The 23,273-nt window shown below is 39.7% G+C and carries 24 protein-coding genes and 1 pseudogene; 18 read left to right on the top strand and 7 right to left on the bottom strand.

The window, feature by feature from the left end; translation table 11 throughout:
• Window positions 1–36: 36 nt before the first annotated feature.
• The 6 genes from AC1PJP_RS11830 to rdgB all read left to right on the top strand — a co-directional run bounded on the left by AC1PJP_RS11830 (window position 37) and on the right by rdgB (window position 6,099).
• The gene (locus tag AC1PJP_RS11830) at window positions 37–720 is read left to right on the top strand and encodes a Fe2+-dependent dioxygenase (RefSeq protein WP_199944983.1); all 684 of its coding nucleotides are present in this window, start codon (window positions 37–39) and stop codon (window positions 718–720) included.
• 458 nt (window positions 721–1,178) lie between these two features.
• A complete protein-coding gene (leuA, locus tag AC1PJP_RS11835; protein WP_013198991.1) occupies window positions 1,179–2,876 on the top strand; it encodes a 2-isopropylmalate synthase in 1,698 nt (565 codons plus the stop codon).
• A gap of 83 nt (window positions 2,877–2,959) precedes the next feature.
• The gene (gene metX / locus AC1PJP_RS11840) at window positions 2,960–4,120 is read left to right on the top strand and encodes a homoserine O-succinyltransferase MetX (protein WP_049837917.1); all 1,161 of its coding nucleotides are present in this window, start codon (window positions 2,960–2,962) and stop codon (window positions 4,118–4,120) included.
• The gene (gene metW / locus AC1PJP_RS11845; RefSeq protein ID WP_001217230.1) at window positions 4,120–4,713 is read left to right on the top strand and encodes a methionine biosynthesis protein MetW; all 594 of its coding nucleotides are present in this window, start codon (window positions 4,120–4,122) and stop codon (window positions 4,711–4,713) included. The genes metX and metW overlap by 1 nt, the downstream gene beginning before the upstream one ends.
• Window positions 4,710–5,297 (top strand): tetratricopeptide repeat protein, encoded by a 588-nt coding sequence (locus AC1PJP_RS11850; RefSeq protein WP_013198993.1) that lies wholly within the window; start codon window positions 4,710–4,712, stop codon window positions 5,295–5,297. The genes metW and AC1PJP_RS11850 overlap by 4 nt, the downstream gene beginning before the upstream one ends.
• Window positions 5,298–5,472: 175 nt before the next feature.
• Window positions 5,473–6,099 carry an RdgB/HAM1 family non-canonical purine NTP pyrophosphatase gene (gene rdgB, locus AC1PJP_RS11855; protein ID WP_311073343.1) on the top strand — a complete coding sequence of 209 codons (627 nt, stop codon included), beginning with the start codon at window positions 5,473–5,475 and terminating at the stop codon, window positions 6,097–6,099.
• A gap of 189 nt (window positions 6,100–6,288) precedes the next feature.
• Here rdgB and AC1PJP_RS11860 read toward each other — a convergent pair whose 3' ends face one another.
• The gene (locus tag AC1PJP_RS11860) at window positions 6,289–7,164 is read right to left on the bottom strand and encodes an AEC family transporter (protein WP_416707671.1); all 876 of its coding nucleotides are present in this window, start codon (window positions 7,162–7,164) and stop codon (window positions 6,289–6,291) included.
• A gap of 251 nt (window positions 7,165–7,415) precedes the next feature.
• Between AC1PJP_RS11860 and AC1PJP_RS11865 the strand changes: the two genes are divergently transcribed.
• The 5 genes from AC1PJP_RS11865 (at window position 7,416) to AC1PJP_RS11885 (ending at window position 13,573) form a co-directional block, all read left to right on the top strand.
• Complete coding sequence (locus tag AC1PJP_RS11865; RefSeq protein ID WP_004794775.1) at window positions 7,416–7,634, top strand: Sec-independent protein translocase subunit TatA; 219 nt, start codon at window positions 7,416–7,418, stop codon at window positions 7,632–7,634.
• A gap of 12 nt (window positions 7,635–7,646) precedes the next feature.
• Window positions 7,647–8,081 carry a Sec-independent protein translocase protein TatB gene (gene tatB / locus AC1PJP_RS11870; RefSeq protein ID WP_005302167.1) on the top strand — a complete coding sequence of 145 codons (435 nt, stop codon included), beginning with the start codon at window positions 7,647–7,649 and terminating at the stop codon, window positions 8,079–8,081.
• The gene (gene tatC / locus AC1PJP_RS11875; RefSeq protein ID WP_004794778.1) at window positions 8,078–8,848 is read left to right on the top strand and encodes a twin-arginine translocase subunit TatC; all 771 of its coding nucleotides are present in this window, start codon (window positions 8,078–8,080) and stop codon (window positions 8,846–8,848) included. The genes tatB and tatC overlap by 4 nt, the downstream gene beginning before the upstream one ends.
• Before the next feature lie 175 nt (window positions 8,849–9,023).
• Window positions 9,024–11,204, top strand: coding sequence for a PhoX family protein (locus AC1PJP_RS11880; protein ID WP_013198996.1), 2,181 nt, complete (start codon window positions 9,024–9,026; stop codon window positions 11,202–11,204).
• A gap of 176 nt (window positions 11,205–11,380) precedes the next feature.
• The gene (locus AC1PJP_RS11885; RefSeq protein ID WP_479767018.1) at window positions 11,381–13,573 is read left to right on the top strand and encodes a PhoX family protein; all 2,193 of its coding nucleotides are present in this window, start codon (window positions 11,381–11,383) and stop codon (window positions 13,571–13,573) included.
• Window positions 13,574–13,622: 49 nt separating this feature from the next.
• Here the strand turns inward: AC1PJP_RS11885 and AC1PJP_RS11890 are convergent, their stop codons facing one another.
• Window positions 13,623–14,402 carry an NRDE family protein gene (locus tag AC1PJP_RS11890; RefSeq protein WP_479767053.1) on the bottom strand — a complete coding sequence of 260 codons (780 nt, stop codon included), beginning with the start codon at window positions 14,400–14,402 and terminating at the stop codon, window positions 13,623–13,625.
• Window positions 14,403–14,495: 93 nt separating this feature from the next.
• Between AC1PJP_RS11890 and lgt the strand changes: the two genes are divergently transcribed.
• The 7 genes and pseudogenes from lgt (at window position 14,496) to msrA (ending at window position 19,388) form a co-directional block, all read left to right on the top strand.
• The gene (lgt, locus tag AC1PJP_RS11895; RefSeq protein WP_479767019.1) at window positions 14,496–15,314 is read left to right on the top strand and encodes a prolipoprotein diacylglyceryl transferase; all 819 of its coding nucleotides are present in this window, start codon (window positions 14,496–14,498) and stop codon (window positions 15,312–15,314) included.
• A 79-nt stretch (window positions 15,315–15,393) separates the two neighbouring features.
• Window positions 15,394–15,753 carry a hypothetical protein gene (locus AC1PJP_RS11900; RefSeq protein WP_005302149.1) on the top strand — a complete coding sequence of 120 codons (360 nt, stop codon included), beginning with the start codon at window positions 15,394–15,396 and terminating at the stop codon, window positions 15,751–15,753.
• 11 nt (window positions 15,754–15,764) lie between these two features.
• Window positions 15,765–16,128: pseudogene (locus tag AC1PJP_RS11905) on the top strand (hypothetical protein); the annotation flags it as partial.
• Between the two features lie 168 nt (window positions 16,129–16,296).
• Window positions 16,297–17,139, top strand: a complete 843-nt coding sequence (gene thyA, locus AC1PJP_RS11910) for a thymidylate synthase (protein WP_005302144.1) — start codon at window positions 16,297–16,299, stop codon at window positions 17,137–17,139.
• Window positions 17,140–17,183: 44 nt separating this feature from the next.
• A complete protein-coding gene (locus tag AC1PJP_RS11915; protein WP_004794794.1) occupies window positions 17,184–17,693 on the top strand; it encodes a dihydrofolate reductase in 510 nt (169 codons plus the stop codon).
• Between the two features lie 14 nt (window positions 17,694–17,707).
• Window positions 17,708–18,763: an Lnb N-terminal periplasmic domain-containing protein gene (locus AC1PJP_RS11920; RefSeq protein WP_151766730.1), complete on the top strand. Its 1,056-nt coding sequence runs from the start codon at window positions 17,708–17,710 to the stop codon at window positions 18,761–18,763.
• A gap of 100 nt (window positions 18,764–18,863) precedes the next feature.
• Window positions 18,864–19,388, top strand: a complete 525-nt coding sequence (gene msrA, locus AC1PJP_RS11925; RefSeq protein WP_479767020.1) for a peptide-methionine (S)-S-oxide reductase MsrA — start codon at window positions 18,864–18,866, stop codon at window positions 19,386–19,388.
• Window positions 19,389–19,446: 58 nt separating this feature from the next.
• Here msrA and AC1PJP_RS11930 read toward each other — a convergent pair whose 3' ends face one another.
• The 5 genes from AC1PJP_RS11930 to AC1PJP_RS11950 all read right to left on the bottom strand — a co-directional run bounded on the left by AC1PJP_RS11930 (window position 19,447) and on the right by AC1PJP_RS11950 (window position 23,273).
• Window positions 19,447–19,851, bottom strand: coding sequence for an ExbD/TolR family protein (locus AC1PJP_RS11930; protein ID WP_003654800.1), 405 nt, complete (start codon window positions 19,849–19,851; stop codon window positions 19,447–19,449).
• Window positions 19,851–20,471, bottom strand: a complete 621-nt coding sequence (locus AC1PJP_RS11935) for a MotA/TolQ/ExbB proton channel family protein (protein ID WP_479767021.1) — start codon at window positions 20,469–20,471, stop codon at window positions 19,851–19,853. The genes AC1PJP_RS11930 and AC1PJP_RS11935 overlap by 1 nt, the downstream gene beginning before the upstream one ends.
• 42 nt (window positions 20,472–20,513) lie before the next feature.
• Window positions 20,514–21,263 (bottom strand): energy transducer TonB, encoded by a 750-nt coding sequence (locus AC1PJP_RS11940; RefSeq protein ID WP_013199006.1) that lies wholly within the window; start codon window positions 21,261–21,263, stop codon window positions 20,514–20,516.
• Window positions 21,264–21,641: 378 nt separating this feature from the next.
• The gene (purU, locus tag AC1PJP_RS11945; RefSeq protein ID WP_004794803.1) at window positions 21,642–22,505 is read right to left on the bottom strand and encodes a formyltetrahydrofolate deformylase; all 864 of its coding nucleotides are present in this window, start codon (window positions 22,503–22,505) and stop codon (window positions 21,642–21,644) included.
• Between the two features lie 75 nt (window positions 22,506–22,580).
• Complete coding sequence (locus tag AC1PJP_RS11950) at window positions 22,581–23,273, bottom strand: TetR/AcrR family transcriptional regulator (RefSeq protein WP_479767022.1); 693 nt, start codon at window positions 23,271–23,273, stop codon at window positions 22,581–22,583.

Below are 23,273 nucleotides of genomic sequence, written 5' to 3' on the forward strand. Positions count from 1 at the left end.
TTACAAATGAAGTATCTATATTAAAAGGTGTTTGCTGTGATTCATCATATCCCTAATGTTTTAAGCAAAGAGCAAGTTGCCGAGTTTCGTAAACTCATGGAAGAAGCCAATTGGGTAGGTGGAAAAGTGACGGCTGGGACCTTATCTGCTTCTGTTAAAAGAAATCAGCAACTCTCGGAACAAGACCCGCTTACTCATCATTTGAGTGATATTGTCATCAAAGCAATTTGGCAAAATCCAGTGTTTCAGGCTGCGGCCCTACCACACAAAATTATTCCACCGCTTTTTAATCGTTATGATGAACATGAAAGCTTCGGTTTTCACGTGGACAACTCAATTCGTCTTATCCGTGGTACTTCTGAGCAGCTCCGCACCGATTTATCTTGTACGCTATTTTTAAGTGAACCTGATGAATATGAAGGCGGTGACCTCGTTATTGAAGACACTTATGGTTATCACGAAGTCAAATTACCCGCAGGTGATGTGGTGCTCTACCCTTCGACCAGCCTGCATGAAGTTAGTAGTATTACTTCAGGTACTCGTTTTGCTTCTTTCTTTTGGGTTCAAAGTTTGGTACGCGACGATAGTAAACGTCATCTTTTATTTAACTTAGATGAAAGTATTAGAGAATTACGTAAAACACACGGCGATAACTATCCAGAAGTCATGAAGCTCACCAATATTTATCATAATTTAATTCGAATGTGGTCAGAGCTATAACTACATTTATTTTTGCCTTATTGAGATCATATAATTTCTTTTACCTCAATATGGCAAAAATATGAAAATTATTTTCTCATAAACATAAAACTGCGCAAAATTAGAAAATTATTTTCTAATTTCTGAGATTAAAATTACGATAAGACTTTTGCACAAGGTGTAATCATTGTTTAGATGTGATATATCTAAATATCAAGATTACCAGCAAACCATCAAACTTATTATTTCACGGTCTAGAGATGAAAACGAATTACTTGTTTGCCCAGCCTACTCAAGCAAGACATCATCCGCAACTCCTGATGCTGCGCCAAGCGCGCGTATAAAAATTTTGTCTGCTTTCTAAAGCAGCACTTTGAGGTTCCCTTTAATTTTTCTGAATTAGATACCATATATTAAGTAGAGACGTTGCCTTTTAAATATATCCAGAGCAACTGCGCTACGAGACAAGGAGTTTTCTCATGATGTTGGCTGACCCAAGCAAAAAATACCGCCGTATGTACCAACGAGTGGATTTACCAGATCGCCAATGGCCAAATAAAGAAATTACAAAAGCGCCAATCTGGATGAGTACTGATTTACGTGACGGTAACCAAGCAATTTTTGAACCGATGAACATGGAACAAAAATTCAAAATGTTCAAAATGCTTGTAAAAATCGGTTTTAAACATATTGAAATCGGTTTCCCTTCTGCGTCTCAAATTGACTTCGATTTTACTCGCATGTTGATCGAAGAGAATCATATTCCTGATGACGTATACATTGAGGTTTTGGTTCAAGCACGTGATCATTTAATTGAACGTACTTTTGAATCTTTGGCAGGTGCTAAACGCGCAATTGTGCATATTTATAACTCTAACTCTCCAACCTTCCGTCAAAAGGTGTTGAATGTAGACGTTAATGGCGCAAAACAATTAGCAATTAATGCTGCTCAAAAAGTTAAAGAGTATGCGGCGCAATATCCTCAAACTGACTGGATTTTCCAGTACAGCCCTGAGTGTTTCTCTGCAACCGAATTAGAAGTCGCAAAAGATGTCTGTGATGCCGTCACAGAAATTTGGGATGCACGTCCTGACCATAAAGTGATTTTAAATTTACCCGCGACTGTAGAAGTTTCTACACCAAATGTTTATGCAGACCAAATTGAATGGATGCATCGTAATTTGGCACGTCGTGATGGCGTGATCATTTCTGTTCACTGCCACAATGACCGCGGCTGTGGTATTGCTGCATCAGAACTTGCCATTATGGCGGGTGCTGACCGTGTTGAAGGTTGTGTGTTCGGTAATGGTGAACGTACGGGTAACGTTGACGTTGCAGCTATTGCATTGAACATGTACACCCAAGGTGTAGCGCCAGAGTTAGATTTCTCTAACATTAATGAAGTGATTGCTACGGTTGAAGAATGTACTGGTTTACCTGTACACCCTCGCCATCCATATGCAGGTGACTTGGTATTTACTGCATTCTCTGGTTCACATCAGGATGCAATCAAAAAAGGCTTCGAGTACCAGAAAAACGAAGAAATCTGGGATATGCCTTACTTGCCAATCGACCCAAAAGATTTGGGGCGCGACTATGACGCAGTTATTCGTGTAAATAGTCAGTCTGGTAAAGGCGGTATTGCTTACTTATTAGAAGCGAACTACAACGTTGTATTGCCTCGCCGTTTACAAATCGAATTCAGCCAAGTTGTTCAACAATATGCTGATGATAATGGTACAGAAATTAATGCAAAAGAAATCTGGACCTTGTTTAAAGACACTTATGTTGATGTGAAAAACCACCATTACACAGTCAAAAACTACAGATTATCTGACATTAATGGCACTCAAATTATCGAACTTGATGTTGATGTTGAAGGTGAAACACAACAACTTCGCGGTGAAGGTAACGGACCAATCTCTGCATTCTTAAATGCGCTTCAATTACCAATTGACGTATTGAACTATGAAGAACGTAGTATTAGTTCAGGTGCAAATGCGAAAGCATTAACCTTGATCGAACTTCAAGTCAAAGGTACCGGTAAAGGTTCATTTGGTGCAGGTGTTCATGACAATACCGTCACCTCATCGATTGAAGCAATTATTGCATGTACTAACCGTTTGATTGATCAAGGCGTTTTAAGTACAGATCAGGTTGTTGCCGCCGCTGTTTAATTTAAAAAAACTCTTTTGAAAGGATACCTAGCTTGGTATCCTTTCTTTTTATTCCTGAAAGATTTAAAAGGCGAAATGTTCCCGTGTCTTTTCCAGCTGATTCAGTGGGGTTAGTCACTCCGCAAAAGTTCCAATTTGAAGAACCATTACATCTTGAATGTGGGCGTGTTTTGCCACGTTTTGAATTAATGGTTGAAACTTACGGCACTTTAAATGCAGATAAATCAAATGCCATTTTAATCTGTCATGCTCTTTCCGGACATCATCATGCAGCGGGTTATCACCATGAAGATGATAAAAAAGCTGGATGGTGGGATAGCTGTATTGGCCCGGGTAAAGCAATCGACACAAATAAGTTTTTTGTAGTTTCGCTCAATAATATTGGTGGATGTAGCGGCTCAACTGGTCCAACGTCACCAAATCCTGAAAATGATAATCGCCCATATGGACCGGATTTCCCGTTAGTAACGGTACGCGACTGGGTCAAAACTCAAGCCATGCTTTCTGACCTTTTAGGTGTAGATGCTTGGTATGCAGTTGTGGGTGGATCATTAGGGGGCATGCAAGCACTACAATGGTCAGTCGATTATCCTGACCGCTTACAAAAGTGTGTGATTATTGCCAGCGCACCAAAGCTTTCAGCACAAAATATTGCATTTAACGAGGTTGCGCGTCAGTCGATCTTATCTGATCCAGACTTCCATCATGGTCGTTATTTAGAAAATGATAGCTACCCGAAACGTGGTCTGATTTTGGCTCGCATGGTCGGTCATATCACCTATCTTTCAGAAGAAGCCATGAAACAAAAATTTGGCCGTGATTTAAAATCTGGCAAATTTATGTATGGTTTTGATGTCGAGTTTCAAGTCGAAAGCTATCTCCGTTATCAGGGCGAACAGTTTAGCCGTAACTTTGATGCCAATACTTATCTCATCATGACCAAAGCTTTGGATTATTTTGACCCATCACGTGAATACAATCATTCGTTAACAGAAGCGATGGGTAAAACTAAATGTCAGTTCCTGATTGTCTCTTTTACAACAGACTGGCGTTTTGCCCCTAGTCGCTCTCAAGAAATTGTAGATGCACTTATTACCAATCATAAGCCTGTAAGTTATCTCGATATTGATGCTGAGCAAGGCCATGACTCGTTCTTATTCCCGATTCCACTGTATGTCAAAACCATGCGCGCTTTCTTAGGTGGTGAAGAACACTTAAAATCGACATCACTGGAGGCAAGTTAATGCGTATTGATCAACAACTGGCAGAAAAGTGGATTAAACCCGGCTCAAGCGTACTCGATTTAGGGTGTGGTGATGGTGAATTACTCGCTCATATGAGCCAAAAGCATCAAATTCGTGCTTATGGTTTAGAAATTGATCAAGAAAAGATTGCAATTGCCGTCAGTCGCGGGTTAAATATTATTCAACAAGATTTGAATCTCGGTTTGAGCCGTTTTGCCGACCAGTCTTTTGACTATGTGGTTATGGCACAGGCTTTGCAAGCCGTAGATGCACCGGATGTTTTATTAAGAGACATGGTGCGTGTGGGTAAACAGGCAATTATTACTTTTCCAAACTTTGCGCATTGGAAGACTCGTTCTTTTCTTGCATTAAAAGGAATGATGCCTGTATCGGATGCTTTACCATATATGTGGTATAACACCCCCAATATTCATCTATGTACATTTAAAGATTTCGAAGCACTCTGTGCTGAAAATCAGATACAAATTATTAATCGACTCGCCGTCAATGGAAATCAGCAGGGAAGCCTGTTAAGCAAACATGTTCCTAATTTGTTTGGTGAAGTCGCTATTTATCGAGTGAGTGCACTATGAAAAAGACATTATTTAGCACACTATTTGCAGGACTGCTAAGTATGCAGGCTCATGCAGATTATATCGCCCAGCCACAATCGGTTGCGAGTCAGGCTGCACGCTTTTCAACAATGGGGGTTAATGACCTTCAGAAAGCTGCAAAAGCTGGTCAAGCAGGCGCGCAATTTTACCTTGGTACACACTACCAATATGGTAAAGATGTAGAAAAAGATGAGAAACAAGCTTTCGCATGGTTTAAAGCGGCAGCTGATCAAGGTTTATCACCAGCACAACTCAACGTAGGTCGTATGTACGCCGACGGTATTGGTGTTAGAAAAGATGAGTCTATGGCTCGTAAATACTTTGAAAAAGCAGCAAGCAATGGTGATAACCGTGCAAGCTACAACCTCGCGATGATGGAAGAGCAAAAGAAAAACTACGTAGGTGCTTACCAGTGGTATGAGCTTTCAACTCGTGATGGCATGCTCGATAATAAAGTGATTAGCCTATCTGAAGGTAAGAAAACTGCTCTAGCGGCGAACTTAACTCAAGAACAAATCCGTACCGCACGTGACCGTGCAGACAAATGGATTCAAGCACAATAATAACGGTTCATCCGTAAAAAAACCTTACTCGACTAAAGCCACCTTGTATGCTCTACAAGGTGGCTTTAGTTTAGGTTGTCCCATTTTATATTCTATTTATTTCCCTCTATATCCCCTCTTAAAAAACACGTAACATAACTCACGTTCGATATTAGCTATAAAGTTTGGTTTTATTATGTCTACCCCACATTGGTTTGATCAGGGCAGTTTAGTTCTTGCCAGCAATAACAAAGGTAAAGTCGCTGAGTTTGAAAAACTTTTTGAACAGCTTAAGTTACCTGTAGAAATTATTCCTCAAGGTCGCCTTGATATTCCGGATGCAATTGAAGATGGCTTAAGCTTTATTGAAAATGCCATTATTAAAGCTCGTCATGCCTCTAAAATTTCAGGTAAACCTGCTATGGCTGATGACTCAGGCATTTGTATTCCTGTTTTAGGTGGTGCACCTGGCATTTACTCTGCACGCTATGCTGGAGAACACGGTGACGATGCAGCGAACAATGCCAAATTATTAAATGATCTTTTGCCATTTCGTAAAAATGGTGAAGTGATTGAAGGCATGTTTGTGTGTGTACTTGCTCTAGTAACACATGCTGAAGATCCTTTGCCACAAATTTTCCAAGGCATCTGGCACGGCGAAATTTTAGAAGCTGCACGTGGTGAAAATGGCTTTGGTTATGACCCTCTGTTCTGGTTACCTGAGCTACAAGTTTCTAGTGCTGAACTTTCTAAAGAAGACAAAAATAAGATTAGTCATCGTGGACAAGCGATGCAGTTATTTAGAGAGAGTTTGCAGAAGTAAACTGATCACATGGCCATAATATACAGCGTTAAAACAGATTAAACTTTGTATAGGCAAACCTTACTTTTCAAAGATGAAAAGTAAGCAAAAATCTTTTGTTAGACTGATGGCACTTCCTTGTGCCACAGTCTAACTGGCGGCATCCATGCCGCCTTCGCACAAGCAAATGTGGTGAAAGAAGTTTAAAAATTATAGTGAAAAATGCAAAAACACTGCATAAATCACAATACACACACAACTCACAATCGTCCCTGAGGCAATATAAGCCGCAGATCTTCCTGTTCCTTGATAATGTGTTTCTAGCGCTACAATATTGGCTGCTGGTGGCAAACAGAACATTAAAAACATGACTCCAATTTGCTGACTTATATTTGGAATCGGTAGAAATCTATAAGTTAAGCCACAAAGAATAAGTCCACACACCACCTTAAATGCTTGAGCTTTGGTGCTGTAGATTAAGTCTTTTAAATGCACTCGAGTACGACGTAACCACATTCCCAGTACACACATTCCAGCAAATGTCATTGCGAACTTGGCAACCTCATATACCCAATGTATGGCAGGATGCTCGATATGCTGAGCACCTAACAACCTGAGCACAAGCGCGCAAAAGATTGAAATACAAGGAGGAGAAGTTAAAACCTTTTTTAATATGCTGAGCTTACTTTGTGGTGCAGTAGTGACTGCAGTAACCGCCCATGCATTTCCAAAAAGAGACATACCAATATATAGCGCAACAATTGGGGCCGTAGCATCAGGGCCAAATAAAGCCATGGCAAAAGGAAAACCGAGCCAGCCCATGTTGGTATAACTCACGCAAAGCGCTAATAATCTGTCTTTAAATAAAGCTAAATATGCAAAGAAAATAAGAAATGCTGAACCGAAGCTAAAGAGCATCAAACTCAAACTACCCGGCTGATAAAATACCATGTTGTAAATAATCACAACTGGAATCAATAAACGGGCAAGCCAAGCTGAAAGAACAGGTTTTATCGTTTCTGAAAGAGAAATCTGAGCAAGTAAAAGTCCAGTGATAAACGCCAATATTGGCAATAATAACGCCACGTTTTCTCCTCTCACCCATCAAAATCAGTTTGTTATGCTACACCTTTTCAAAGTGAAATGTACTCTCCATTTCAAGTAATTTAAGCTTCACTTTCTCAGCTCTCTCTAAAATAACAACCCAATACAGCCTTTATAAAACTACCCTTTTAGATTTTGACTGACGGCTATTGTCTTAAAAATGACATATAAATGTCACATTGTTGTCATGGCAACCTGTTGATATAAAGCAAACTGAAAAGAGGTATAAGATCATGGCCGGTTTATCTATTTGGCACGTCGTTATTTTTGCAATTGTCGTTATTTTATTATTCGGTACATCTAAATTAAAAAATATCGGTAAAGATGTAGGCGGTGCAGTAAAAGACTTTAAAAAATCAGTTCGTGAAGAAGACGAAACTGCTGCTCTTAATACTCCACGTACAATTGATGCCCAAGTCAAAACCCCTGACAGCACATCAGTGAAAAGCTAAAGGTTTTCCACCATGCTTGATGTAGGAATGACAGAGCTACTCTGTTTTGCAATTATTGCAATTTTAGTTTTAGGCCCAGATAAACTACCAGAAGCCGCACGCTTTGCTGGTCGCTGGTATGTTCGCCTGAAACGTTATATTACCAATTTGCAAAATGAGATTGATCAAGAGTTGCGTCTTTCTGAATTTCGAAAAGAAATGCAAGAAGAACTCAACCGCATTGAAGCACTAGAACGCAAAGTACAACAACAACTTGAAGAAATACAAAAACAGACTACTTCAGACAACTCAGAAAAAACTGAGGTAGCTGAAACTATATCTCAGTCTACGATGTACTCCCCTGTATCGGGTCATTATGAAGTGCCCTTTCTTGCCAAATTTACACCTTTGGTATCTGAAAGCGACACTTTAGAAACACCTCCCGTTAAATTGAAGATTGCCGTATGAACCAACTGCCTTCAACGACTGTAAATACGCAAGAAAATTTAGACCAAATGCCAATCATGAATCATTTGGTCGTTTTAAGACGTCATTTATTTAGGATTGTCGGGGTAACATTATTTTTATTCTTTTGCTTATTACCCTTTCGAAATAATACTTACCAATTATTATCTGAACCTTTAAGGCTGCAACTTCCAGCATCATCTTCAATGATTGCAACAGATGTAACTGCAACCTTTATGGCGCCTTTTAAGCTCAATTTATTTGTCGCGCTTGTGCTGGCAATGCCATTTATTCTTTATGAAATCTGGACTTTTGTCCGCCCAGCGTTATATCAAAAAGAACGTCATTTAGCGCTGCCATTACTCATCGGTAGTATCGTTTTGTTTTATGCTGGAGTTGCCTTTGCATACTACATTACACTTCCTGCAATTTTACATTTCTTTATTAGTGTATCGCCTGAAACTGTTGCACCTATGACGGATATTAATAGCTACCTAAGCTTTTGCTTAAAGCTGTTTTTAGTTTTTGGTGTCACTTTTGAAATTCCAATCGCGACGCTTCTACTGATTTTAATTGGTGTGGTAAATACAAAAAGTCTTGCTGAAAAAAGACGTTTTATCATTGTGGGCTGTTTTTTTGTAGCGATGTTCATTACCCCACCAGATGCAATTTCTATGGTGATGTTGGCAATCCCGATGTGGCTGCTTTTCGAACTTGGATTATTGTTCGGTAAAATTCTTGAGAAAAGAAAAGCTCAATCTGCTGAATAAAATAATATTTAAGAAAAAGCCTGAACCTCTAAGTTCAGGCTTTTTTGTCTAGGTCACTTTTTAATCTACAAAGCTATAAACTGTCTTCAAAGTGACTTAAAAATGTAAGAAAAGTGTCATTTCCAGTCCATAGAATCAACTCAACAAATATACTCACAAAAGTTACGGATTTATTATGACAACTGCTTCTAACCACCCAACACGTCGCGACATTTTAAAATGGTTTACGGGGATCCCTTTTCTTCCATTAGGTGCGATGGCTACGGCAGCAACGTTAGCAGGATGTAACGATAGTAATGATGATTCAGACGTTACCACTCCATCAAAACCAATTAACTTTAAAAATGCAACGTTCACGTCAATGCCTGCACCGTCTACTGTAGCAGAGATCGCAACAACAGCATGTGCATCAAAGCTTGCTATTTCATGGGAAGATGGCAGTAAAACCGAATATCAACTTGCTTACAAACCATTCTTCTTAACAGGTACAGAAGTTCCTGATGGTAAAGGCGGGAAGATTATCGCGGGTGGTTATGTTGACATTAATAATAAGCCAATTATTGATAAGTCAGTTGCAGGTAAAGAACGTCAATTCTTCTCTGACTGTCCAGATGGTAGTTCTCTGATTAGCTTCAAACAAGCGACTGGCAAAGATTTCACAGATGCAGACAAGAAAGCATTAGGTGTAACTGGTAACCCAGTGTTCCATGTAGTTCAGTTTGAATATTTATCAAAAGACCAAAATGGTGGTGATACGTACGGTAAATTATCATCTCCGATTGCAGTACTTACTTTAGATCAAGACCCGAAAACTGGTCATTTGACTTTAATTAAATATCACAATGTAGACACTTCAAGTGCGCATGGTTTATGGATTACTTGTGGTGCAAGCTTGTCACCATGGGGAACTCATTTATCGAGTGAAGAATATGAGCCAGATGCTTTCAACCAAAAGTTAGGTCAATCACTTTCAACACTTAAAGCATTCAGTAAAAATGTGTATGGTGATGAAAATGCGGCTAACCCATATAACTACGGTCACTTACCAGAAATTACCGTAAATGCAGATGGTACGGGTCGTGTAACAAAGCACTACTGTTTAGGCCGTATTTCACATGAGCTTGTACAAGTTTTCCCAGATAACCGTACAGTTTTGATGGGTGACGACTATACCAATGGTGGTCTCTTCATGTTTGTTGCAGATAAAGAGAAAGACTTATCTGCGGGTACACTCTACGTTGCAAAATATACAACAGTACTTACAGATACAACGACGGGTCAGATCTCATGGATCAAGCTTGGTCATGCAACAAGTGTAGAGATTGAAAACCTAATCAAGAGTGGTATCAAAGGAACTGATATTTTCGAATCGGTTCTACAAATTGCCAAATATCCAAGCGATGCAACGACAGCAGAAAAAGATGCTATTGATGCTGGAGATAAAGGTACACCTGAACAACAAGTTTTAGCAAAAGCTGCGAAAGATCGTTTAAAACTACAACAAGCTACTCAAAAAGCAGAATTAGAAGCTCAAGGTTTTAAATTTACTTATTTGAGTAAAACTGGTGTTTATCTCAAGCTTAAAGATAACAGCGACAAAACTAAACTTGCTGCGGCTTTCCTTGAGACACACCGCTATGCAGCTTACGTTGGTGCTTCAATGGCATTGACCAAGAACGAAGGTACGACTGTAAATATTGCAGATAAACGCGCATATTCAGCTTTAGCTAACATTGTTGATTCAATGGTTGAAGGTGGTAGCGGTTACCTTGCTGAGCACAACGTTAAATTCCCGAAAATCACGGCTGGTGGTATTTTGGAGCATAAACTGACAGGCGGCCAAAAAGACAGCTCAAATGTAGCAATTAACAGTGAATGGGTACCTAGCCAATCTAGTCTTCTCATTAAAGGTAAAGACATTAGCTTTGACAGCTTAGGTAACACTGCTGACCCAGAACAGATTGCTAGCCCTGACAACTTGAAGTTCTCTGAAAAGCTACGTACGTTATTTATCGGTGAAGACTCTGGTAACCATTTAAATAACTTCTTATGGGCTTACAATGTCGACACTAAACAGCTCATCCGTATCTTGTCTACACCAGCAGGTGCAGAATCGACTGGTCTACACGCAGTCGATGAAGTAAACGGTTGGACTTACATCATGAGTAACTTCCAACATCCAGGTGATGAATGGAATCGTTTCTATAAAGAAACTAACGGTGTTCGTACTGGTATCAGTGCAGATTTACTTTCGCAAATTGATACAGCAATTAATACAAACTACAGCAATAAATTTGCAGCAGCGGTTGGCTATATCACTGCCGACCCAATTGCTCCATCTGTTGTGAAAAAATAATCTCTTTCACCAAAATAGAAGAAACCTGCCTTATGCAGGTTTCTTTTTTTGACTAAACGATCAATTATTTCACAAACCTATCATCAAAACGTCAAAGCCTCGTCACACTATCCAACTAAGCTAATGAAGATTTTTAGAACAATCTCTTTATTTCTTTACTTACTTAGGAATTTCCCATGACAGAGCTGACGCCATATCATGAAGATCAAGAACTGGACAATAATACTTCTGACAATATCCACTTCCGTGACATTTTAGAACAACATGTAAGTCGCCGTAGTTTAATTACTAAAGCAGCAAGCGGTGCTGTAGCTTTAACTTTAGCCTCAACTTTAACAGGCTGTAATGATAGTAATGATGACTCAGGTTCTAACAACGGTGGAATCCCACCTGTAGATCCAAATAAAAAACCAGAGAAATTAACTTTTACAGCAGTTGCAAAAAACCACAACGATATTGTGACTGTACCTGAAGGCTATGAAGCTAATGTCATTTATGCTTTAGGTGATTCAATCAACCCTGCTTTTGGCGACTGGGATGACAATAATATCCCATCTGGTCCAAGCTTCCAGTTTCGCTCGGGCGACTGCCATGACGGTATGCATTTCTTTGGTTTAAATACGTCAAAAAATAACTTTGATGAAAGTGTTTCGGCTGAAGGTTTGTTAGTCATGAATCACGAATATATCAACCAGACCTTCCTTCACCCAAAAGGCCCAACAAAAGTTGATGGACGCCGCCCTGAAGATGAAGTCATTCGTGAGACCAATGCGCATGGCGTTTCTATTGTTCACATCAAAAAAGATGCAACTACTCAAAAAGTAGTCATTGATAAAAATTCAATTTTTAACCGACGCATTACGGCATCAACAGAGATGAATTTTGCAGGTGTTGCTGCTGGGTCTAGTTTGCTTGCAACTCGTTTCTCACCTGCTGGTCGTCAAACTCGTGGCACCCATAATAACTGCGGTAATGGTTATACGCCTTGGGGCACATACTTAACTACCGAAGAAAACTTTATTGGTTACTTTGCTCGTAGTACGACTGATGATGCGCTACGTACCCCAGAAGAAATTATTGCATTGAAACGCTATGGCTTAAAGGCAGGATCTGGTTCACGTTACGGTTGGGAAACAGCAATCGGTCAAGTGGAGTCACAAGACTTATATGACCGCTGGAATGCCGATGTAAAAGCTGTACAGCCGACACAGGACTATCGCAACGGACCAAATACATTCGGCTGGATGGTCGAGATTGATCCGTTTGATGGTCGCCAAAATCCGGTTAAAAGAACATCGCTAGGTCGTTTTGCACATGAAGACAGTGCTTGTCGTGCCGTAGCAGGTCAACCATTAGCGTTTTATATGGGTGATGACTCTCGCGGTGAATACATCTATAAATTCGTCTCGACTGCTGTATGGGATGTCAAAGACATAAACGGCGGTTATACAGCTGGCGACAAATATATGAACGCGGGTAAATTGTATGTTGCCAAATTTAATAATGATGGTTCAGGTCAATGGATTGAACTGGCCTATGGCAAAAATGGCTTAAATGAGAGCAACACGACCTACCCATTTAAATCTCAAGCGGATGTTGTCACATTTGCACGCTTAGCAGCAGATTCTGTAGGCGCTACCAAAATGGACCGCCCAGAATGGTGTACGGTCAACCCAGTGAACGGCGAAGTCTATGTCACCCTAACCAACAACTCAAATCGTGGTAAAGATTACGCGACCGATGCTGCAAACCCACGTAACTACACAGACCTCTACAACGGCACTAAAGAGCAAAAGGGTAACGTTAACGGTCATATTATCCGTTTTAAAGAAACTGATGATAAAACCACTGCTGAAACCTTCAAATGGGATATCTACCTATTTGGCGCAGAAGCATCGATGGCTTCAAATATCAACTTATCGGGTCTGACAGACAATAATGATTTGTCATCTCCTGACGGGATGTGGTTTGATCCACGTGGCGTACTTTGGATTCAGACAGATGATGGTGCTTATACCGATGTCACTAACTGTATGATGCTTGCTGCACTACCGGGCCAAATTGGTGATGGTACTACTGCAACCACATCAAATGGTCAGCAAACTTTAGTGGGTGCAAAAGTTACAGACTCAACTTTGCGCCGTTTCTTGGTGGGTCCAAAGCAATGTGAAATTACAGGTATTGCCATGACACCTGATCACAAAGCTATTTTTATTAATGTTCAACACCCTGGTGAAGACTCGAAAAGTTACGCAACACCAGACAGTAACTGGCCAGCAACCCAGAAAGATCCAAACAATAAAACAGCACGTCCACGTTCAGCAACAGTTGTGATTACTCGTAAAGATGGCGGTGTGATCGCAGGCTAATTCGTTTATGCCAATAAAAATGCCGGTCAATTGATCGGCATTTTTATTATCATCGATTTAAGAGAACCTGCTGCTGAACAATTTGCCCACTATGCTCGCCTTGTTGGGTCTTTTCCAACCAAAGCCATTCGTTATTGGTCATTCTTAGAAAATTTGAACAACGTGTGCCATACACAGGGCTTTGAATAAAAGTCGATGATAATAACTCTTCCATTTCTGCTTGAATGCCAGTATTCGGTAATAAAGCAGTTGTGACTTTGCGCTCATCTTCCAAAATATCCCACGCCGCATCTTGCAAAGTTAACTCTTCTGTCTGATGCTGAAGCATAGGCAAAAACTCTTGCGTAAAACGTGTTCGTAAATGTTTAGTTTTTTCCCAATGTTCAGACATCAAGCCATTTGAAACCACATACACACCGTTAGCCAATACTTGCGGAGCTTCACCACGGTTACTCATATAAACCGCTTGATCAGCATTTCCCATAAACAAGTTAAAGCCAGCAAAATTCTGTTGTTGCTGTTCTAATTGTTGAGCAAATCGAATCGGCAATAAATCAGATTCTAAAAAAGCCTGTACCAAATGCCCCCGAGAAGTCTCATAAGACTTTTGATCCCGTCCATCACGGAAGTTGGTTAAAACAGCCCATCGACCTTGAGGCGTAACGCCCATCCACGTGCCACCCGACTGCAAATCTTGTCCTGCAACAATGGGAGTATGTTCCCACGGATGCAATAAAGCCGTTGGACGATGATAAAACTCATCCCGATTTGACATAAGACACAAGGGCATATCATCCAGAACATGCCATGCTAAAGCCACAATACACATTGATTCTTGTTCCCTATCTTTACACATTGAATGTACAACATTTTTCACATCATTCCGCTACAATCTGTCAAAACGTAAGATCAAGGAGCAGCAATGCTGACCTATCCTAATATCGATCCGGTCGCAATACACTTAGGACCTCTTCAAGTCCATTGGTATGGACTCATGTATTTATTGGCATTTTTATGTGCTTGGGGGCTTGCTTCCTACCGTGCCAAACAACGTGATGGCTGGACATCAGAAATGGTTTCCGACCTAGTGTTCTATGGCGCCCTAGGTGTTGTTCTGGGCGGTCGTGTCGGCTATGTCCTTTTTTATGAGTTTGATAAATTCCTCGAAAATCCGATTTGGTTATTTCAAGTCTGGACAGGTGGCATGAGTTTCCACGGCGGCTTTCTCGGTGTTATGGTTGCTATGCTATTTTGGTGTAAAAAATACCAAAAAACATGGTTCCAAACGCTCGACTTTATTGCCCCTTGTGTACCGACTGGCTTAATGTTTGGACGCATTGGTAACTTTATTGGTGGAGAGTTATATGGTCGTGCGGTAACTGACCCAAATTATCCATTCGGTATGATCTTCCCAACAGATCCGTTACACCTAGTGCGCCATCCATCACAAATCTATCAAGCGCTTTGTGAAGGTTTGATTCTATTCATTTTTCTGTGGTGGTTTAGTTCAAAACCACGTCCTCGTATGGCCGTTTCTGCCCTATTCTTAATGGGATATGGTGTTGCCCGCTTTGTTATGGAATTCTTCCGCCAACCAGATGCCGACCAAGGTTTTATTCTATTTGGTTGGATGACAAAAGGACAGATTCTAACAATTCCAATGTTGCTGATTGGCCTTTGGATGATGTGGTATGCCTATCAAAAGAAAATTTATGACTGGGGTCCACAAAAGAATAGTTAATATCTAAATTAGAGGAGTTTCGGCTCCTCTTTTCTTTTTTTATGCTACAGTTTTTACTCTCCCAAGATGAAGATATACCATGCTGGAATTCTGGTTTAACACGCAAGTCCCAACATTTAAAAAATTAGTGATTTTGATTATTACGCTACTTATTTGTATTGCGCTATATCAATACCAACCACTGCCTTTAGATACGATTCTAATGTTTACTGGAACTGGGGTAATTTTTTTAATCTGTCGTTACTTTAAATTGCATTTCGCTCAAAGCAACCCGACGGGTTTACTCTACCGTTTACTTACTTGGATCCCTATTGCCCTTTTGTTTGCCCTTATTTTTGTTAAAGCGATGCCGAACTTGCTGATCTGGGGTGTGCAAGGAATTGCTTTTATGGCACTTGCTGCTTTTATTTTTTCACCTCAATCACTTTTTAAGAAATAGGTCTGGTTTTCATGTTGGCTTATTGGTACAACGCTCCGCGCCATATCAAACTCATTTTCATTATTGCGGTTTGTGCTGCAATTTATGTAGCCAATCAAGCCCAGCCTTTATCACCGACTTATACTGTTCTTAGCCTTATTTTCGGTTTTGGTTTACATGTTGGACATTACTTAAATAGCAAAATTTCAAATAACACATCAGACAAATCGAGCTTTAGATTTTTAAGCAGCATCTATCCTATTTTGATCGTTGTTATTTTGATGTATCTACTTCCTGCTCAGCATAAATGGATTCTTGCTATACAAGCTTTAGGTTTTGTATTGGTTGGCTTTTTTCTGGTTTCGATACATCAAAATCGTGCTAAACGATTTGAATAATTACATCTATTGAAATGTCATAGAACTATTTTTAGATTTTCATCTTGAGCTACAAAGGGTATCATCTTCAATGGTTCATGATGAAGCAGCTCTATTGCGTAATTATTTATCATTGAGCTATCTCCCCCCTTTTATTTTATGGAATTAATCCGAACTCGAGAGTGTTATGCGTGCATATTTAGACCTACTACAACATATCCTTGATAATGGCGGTGACAAAGGCGACCGTACAGGCACAGGAACCCGTTCTGTATTTGGTCATCAAATGCGTTTTGATCTCTCTAAAGGTTTTCCTTTACTCACCACAAAAAAAGTTCACTTCCGTTCTATTGTGATTGAGTTACTTTGGTTTTTAAAAGGCGATACCAACGTCCAATATCTAAAAGATAATAAAGTTTCAATTTGGGACGAATGGGCAACAGCAGAACAAACTGCTCGTTTTGGCCGCCCAGAGCATGAGCTTGGTCCAGTCTATGGTCATCAATGGCGTAATTTCGGCGCAACAAAAAACGCTGACGGCACTTATAACCAAGATGGTTTTGACCAGATTAAATGGTTAATTAATGAAATTAAAACCAACCCAAACTCACGTCGTTTAATTATTTCTGGTTGGAACCCAAACGAAGCTGGACAAGTAGCCTTACCACCTTGCCACACGCTTTTTCAATTTTTCGTACAAGATAACAAATTGTCGTGCCAACTTTATCAACGTAGCGCAGACGTGTTCTTAGGTGTGCCTTTTAACATTGCGAGCTATGCTCTACTCACCCATATGATTGCTCAAGTGTGCGGTTTAGGAGTCGGTGATTTTGTATGGACTGGTGGTGATACACATCTTTATGCCAACCATTTTGAGCAAGCACAACTTCAATTGACACGTGAACCTTTACCGCTCTGCCAATTGAAACTAAATCCAGAAATAAAAGACTTATTTGATTTCAAATTTGAAGATGTTGAAATTGTAGGCTATGAGTCACATCCTGCAATTAAAGCACCAGTAGCAGTGTAACAACGACTCAAATTTCATTAGATTACGGTTTAGAGAATAAGATTATGGCATGGCAAAATGTAGAAGTTGTTCACGTTGTAGCAATGGACAAAAACCACTGTATTGGTAAAGGCAATGCCTTGCCATGGCATATTTCTGCCGACTTAAAACACTTTAAAGAAATCACCCAAGGCGGTGTGGTTGTGATGGGTCGTAAAACTCTTGAGTCTATGGGCCGTGCGCTACCAAACCGTGTGAACTGGATCATTACCCGTGACATTAACTGGCAATTTGACGGTGTTAAAATTGCCTATTCAATTGAAGATGCTTTAAATGCAGCTTTAGAAGATGTAAAAAATACTGAAAAGCAGGCATTGTTCATCATTGGTGGCGGTGAGATATTCAAGCAAACTTTGTCAATTGCAGACCGTCTTGAACTTACTCATGTTGACTTAGATGTGCAAGGTGATGCACATTATCCAACAATACCGAGTGAATTTCATAAAACTGCAAGTGAACAGCAAGTTGATGAAAAATCAGGAACTTCATTCGAGTTTGCCACTTATAAAAAATAATTCTATGGATGCCTATGCACAATATCGGAACACGTGAATTTATTATTGCTCTACTTTTTGGGCTGTTACATAGTCTATTCACGCTGTTTATTGTGTTCTCTAGTATTTGGGTATGTGTAGCGCTCTGGGTTCAACAGCCTTTTGGCTGGTTAGGCAGCCGCATACTCATTGGCATCTGGATTGCTTTTGCGCTGAGTATGGCGGGCTTATATGTCGAAGGCCATCTTGTTAGCAGACGTACAGACATCCTGATTTACCTTTTAGCATTTGCCTGCTCTCTCGTTTGGTATTTTTCGATTACTGCACGTCAAGACCGTGACTGGAACCCAGAAGTTGCCAATATGCTGAGCTATGAAAAGCACGGCGATGTAATCACTTTACATAATGTCCGTAACTTCAATTGGCATCCCGATGGAACTTATGATGTTCGTTGGGAAACTCGAACTTTTGATCTTAACCAGTTGAATGGCATAAACATCATTGCCTCTTACTGGATGGGACCACAAATTGCCCATACACTGGTCAGCTTCGAATTTGCACATCAACAACCTTTAGTCTTCTCAATCGAGATTCGCAAAGAAAAAACTGAAGAGTTTTCGGCAATCGGTGGTTTTTTTAGAAAATATGAACTGAGCTTAATTGCTTCTGATGAAAAAGATATTGTCTATACGCGTAGCAACATCCGCAAAGAGCAAGTTTATAATTTTCCTATCAACATGCCACGATCTGAGCAAAAAGCTTTATTTTTAGAATATCTTAAAAAATCAGATGAGTTACGTACAAAACCAGAGTGGTACAATACGCTCACCAGTAACTGTACAACTCTAATTTTTGATATGGTTCAAGCGATTAACCCATATCAACTTCCTAAAGATTATCGTCTAATCGCTTCAGGTTATTTACCTAATTATTTATATGATCTTAAAGCTCTTAATCAAAATGTCAGTTTAAAACAGTGGTATCAAATTGCACATATCAATCCACGTACTGAAAATTTTGAACAGCTTTCAGATCAGAGTAGTGAACACTTCTCTCAAATCGTTCGACAAGGTTTACCTAAAGCTAAATGAAATAAGTAATGCACTTTTCTTTACTTTTTTATACATGCTTTACTTTGTATTTTAAATACATAAACCCTATTGTAATAGGCAGGAAATAGAGGGAAAAACAATGCAACAGGCATTATTTGGCGGCGGCTGTTTTTGGTGCGTCGAAGCTGTATTTTTACAAATACGCGGTGTAGAAAAAGTAACTAGTGGTTACGCAGGTGGGCACACGACTAACCCTACCTACGAGCAAGTATGTCAAGGAGATACCCAGCACGCTGAGGTGATCTTGGTTGATTTTGATGAAGAGCAAGTAACATACTCCCAGTTACTCGATGTATTCTTCGCGACTCACGACCCAACGACTTTAAATCGCCAAGGTAATGATATCGGCACGCAATACCGCTCTGTTATTTATTACTATAATGAAGAGCAAAAGCAGGCTGCTGAACATACGATTCAAACGTTAAAAGATGATGATCTTGATATTGTGACTGAGTTGTCTCCGGTTCCGACGTTCTATCCAGCCGAAGAATATCATCAGAATTACTATGCAAAGAATCCTTCACAAGGTTATTGCAACTTTGCGATTCCACCTAAGTTGCTCAAGCTCTATAGTAAATTCCAGCATCTTATGAAAAATCAATAAATTAGAGTAATAAAAAAGCAACCGATTTGGTTGCTTTTTTTATTAGGTAAACTAAATTTTAGTTTTCACTGACAAAGGCAATATCGCTCAGTCCGGCTTCACTGGCGCGAGACATTACCTGTGCAACAGTATCGTACTTCGACTCTTTATCTGCACGAAGCTGAACTGTTGGTTTAACATCACCTTGACCTGCTTCTTGAAAACGTTTTTGAAGCTCATCAAGGCTAATTACTTGAGTATCCCAAGCCACTTCACCATTTGCATTAATACTAATCGTAATTGCTTTTGGTGGTGGATCAATAATTTCAGCAGTTGTTTTAGGAAGCGTTAATGGAATCGATGGGTTGGCAACTGTTGCTGTGACCAAAAAGATGATCATTAACACCAACATAATGTCGATTAGCGGAATGAGGTTCATCTCATTTATGCCACTATCGTGGTCTTCACCCAATTGAAAAGCCATTAAGCTTGACCTCCAACATAACTTTGCTGTGCAGTTTTAACATCAGACTTTATAGTTGAGTCTTGCTGCAACATCGTATCAATTAATAAGCTGTGCGCTTGATCTTGTAAATCATGAGCAAGACCACGGTTAGCACGTACACAAATGTTATATGCCAATACCGCAGGAATCGCAACTGCAAGACCAAGGCCCGTCATAATAAGCGCTTCACCTACTGGTGTAGCCACTTGAGCCAAACCTGCTTGTCCACTTTTACCGACTGCAACAAGTGCATGGAAAATACCCCATACAGTACCAAACAAACCAACGAATGGTGCAATTGAAGCAATTGTTCCTAAAACAGAAATACCTTTTTCAGCATTGACTTTTTCAGCAGAAATTTGACGAAGTAGAGCCTGCTCCGCAACCGCTTTACGCTGCTCAAAACTTAAAGGTTGTAACTTTGCTTTTAGCGAAGTGATAGCCTGAGAAAGTTGAGCATAAGCTTGTTGCTTTAATTGGCGAGTCCCCATCAAACGTAAGATGAAAACTGTCCAGGTAGCAATCGACATTGCCAATAAGATGAAATACAGGGTTTTACTCACTGCATCTGCATGTTGCCAATAGATTGAAAAGTTCATATGAACTCCTGATTAAGGTTAGCCGTTGGGACTCAAATTCATTTAAGGGGTTAAATCAAAGGGTTGCTCTGCTTTAATTGGATAAGCAACACCATTTTCCATATAAGGTTTAAATTTCGCACCGCGAACAGCACGGACAACTTTGTCATCTAGACTTGGAATACCACTACTTCTCGTCACTCGTACATTAATAATCTTGCCTTTTTCATCGGCTTCAATCAGTACCATGACAGAGCGTGCTTCGCCTTGTAAATCTTTTGAAGAAACTGTTAAACGTGGTGAACGACTCCACTGTACACCCGAACCACCAATTGAAACTCGTTTTGGTGATGGATCTGGAGCGGGTTGAGCTTTAGGTGCTTCTTGTACTACTGGCTTTGGTTTTTCAACGACTTTTTCAGAAACAGTCGTTGTCACCACTTTGGTTTCAACTTTAGGTTCTGTCTTTACTGTTTCTTTTGGTGTTTCAGCTTTTTTCACCTGTTGAATTTTTTCCACTTTTTTCGGTGGTGTCACAGGCTTTTCAACAACTTTAACTTCTTTTACCTCTTTCTTCGGTTCCGGCTTTTTAGGTGGTTCCTTTGGTTTAGGAGGTAGTGGTTTAGGTTGCTCTTGAATTTTTACGAAACGTACCTGTAAAGGTTTCTTATCGATTGGCTTTAATTCAGCAGGCTTAATATGGCTAACTGCCCATAAGACCCCGATATGACCAATTGCAACTGCAATTAGTGCTGTGATGACTTTCTTTTTCATCGGATTGGGAGCGTTTAAGGCTGCGGAAGATTGACTCATAAGAATCTAATTACCTAATGGATGATGATTTCAGATTTCTATTTATAGAAACGATTTCAAACATCGGATAGAACAATAAAGTGCCACAATAATAAATGAGAAGTGTTTTCATTTGCAACTATTTTTTGAGAAAAACATTTACTCTGTGCCATAGCTTTATGCTTGCTGAGTGTCTTTACTTTAGTTTTCTCATAGTTACATCAATAGACCCCCATGTTCACAATTTGTTTAGCCAAACTTAAATAGCTGGGCTATTTACACCATGAACAGATCTATTTTTATGATAATCTCACTTATTATTGATATGTTATATTATTTCAATTTTATTTTAAATATAAAAAAACACGCAAGAAGCGTGCTTTTTAAAATAACCGTTATTTAAAAAACAACGGTCTTATTACCATCAACAATAATACGATCTTCTAAATGCCATTTCACTGCACGAGCCAATACATTACGCTCTACATCTTCACCTAGCTCACGTAATTGCTCAACATTATAGTCGTGGCTCACACGCTCAACGTCTTGCTCAATAATTGGGCCTTGGTCAAGGTCAGCTGTCACATAGTGAGCTGTCGCACCAATCAACTTCACACCTTTTTCATAAGCTTGCTTATATGGATTGGCACCCACGAAAGCTGGCAAGAAAGAATGATGAATATTGATGATTTTCATTTCCCATTTCGCAACAAAATCTTCGCTTAAAATCTGCATATAACGTGCAAGAACTAATAAATCATTGCCTTGCATCATTTCATCAATTTGCGCATAAGCTTCAGCTTTATTGTCTTTAGTAACTTTAATTACAGTAAATGGAATACCGAAGTTTTCAACAGATTCACGTAAGTCTTCATGATTAGAAATGACATGAGTAATTTCACAAGGTAACGAACCACGTGCATGACGCCATAACAACTCAAGCAATGCATGGTCAACTTTAGAAACTAAAATACCAACTTTTTTAACATCGTTTACGAAAGCAAGACGCCATTGCATGCCGTAACGCTCAGCAACGTTCGCAGCAAAAGTTTGAATTAATGCATCTTTACGCGACTGTAAATGATCAAGTTCAAATTCAACACGCATGAAATAACGTCCGCCCTGAGCTTCCGTCGCATACTGATCAAGCGCGGTAATGTTTGCACCTTGGTGATACAAAAAGCTCGATACCGCTTGTACGATCCCTGGCTTGTCTTCACAAGTAATCAGTAAACGGGCTGTATTGGCAGTGGTCATATTCATTTGGTTAATATCACTTAATTGAGATAAATCTTTTAATAGGCCGAGTATTCTAGCGCCCTAAATAAACAAGCACAACTATTCGTCTTTTAAGGACGATAAGCTAGCAAATAGATCTGAAGGGCCAAGAGATTCAAGCAGCTGCTCATAAGTTGCTCGGCTTTCTCCCATAAGATAAGGACCTTCAAGGAAAACCATTTGGCGTAATGCTTGCCAAACCCATTTTTCTTCTAAATGGTTATTGTCACTAATATGACCAGACATATACAAAAAGTTTGTCCAGTTTGTTAATACAATCCAGAGGTTAATAATGAGGGCTTCAATTTCCGATGCCGTCATTTTCATAAGACCTGCATCTACAAAGGCTTGATAAATCTTTTGCCCCTGCTGCATCACCTGCCCAGCAAAACGCGGATAAATCTTTTTAAAGTCTTCGTTACTTTCAACTAAATGATAAACATCACGATGAATAAAACGGTAGCTCCATAATTGGCCGCTGAGCACCTGAAAATAGTTAATTTTATCATTGGTCGTTAATGGTCTATCGTCAGGTAAAGAAAGCATTTCCAATGTCTCGGCCTGATATTGATACATTAATTCCTTAATGATTTCATGCTTATTCCGAAAATGATAATACAAGTTTCCGGGACTGATACCCAACTCCGCAGCAATATGATTGGTTGTAACTGACCGTTCACCTCGCTCGTTAAAAAGCTGCAAACTGATTTGTAAAATCCGGTCTTTTGTCTTCAGAGCTTTAGGTTGAGACAT

The sequence above is a fragment of the Acinetobacter sp. V116_7 genome, from assembly GCF_056735735.1.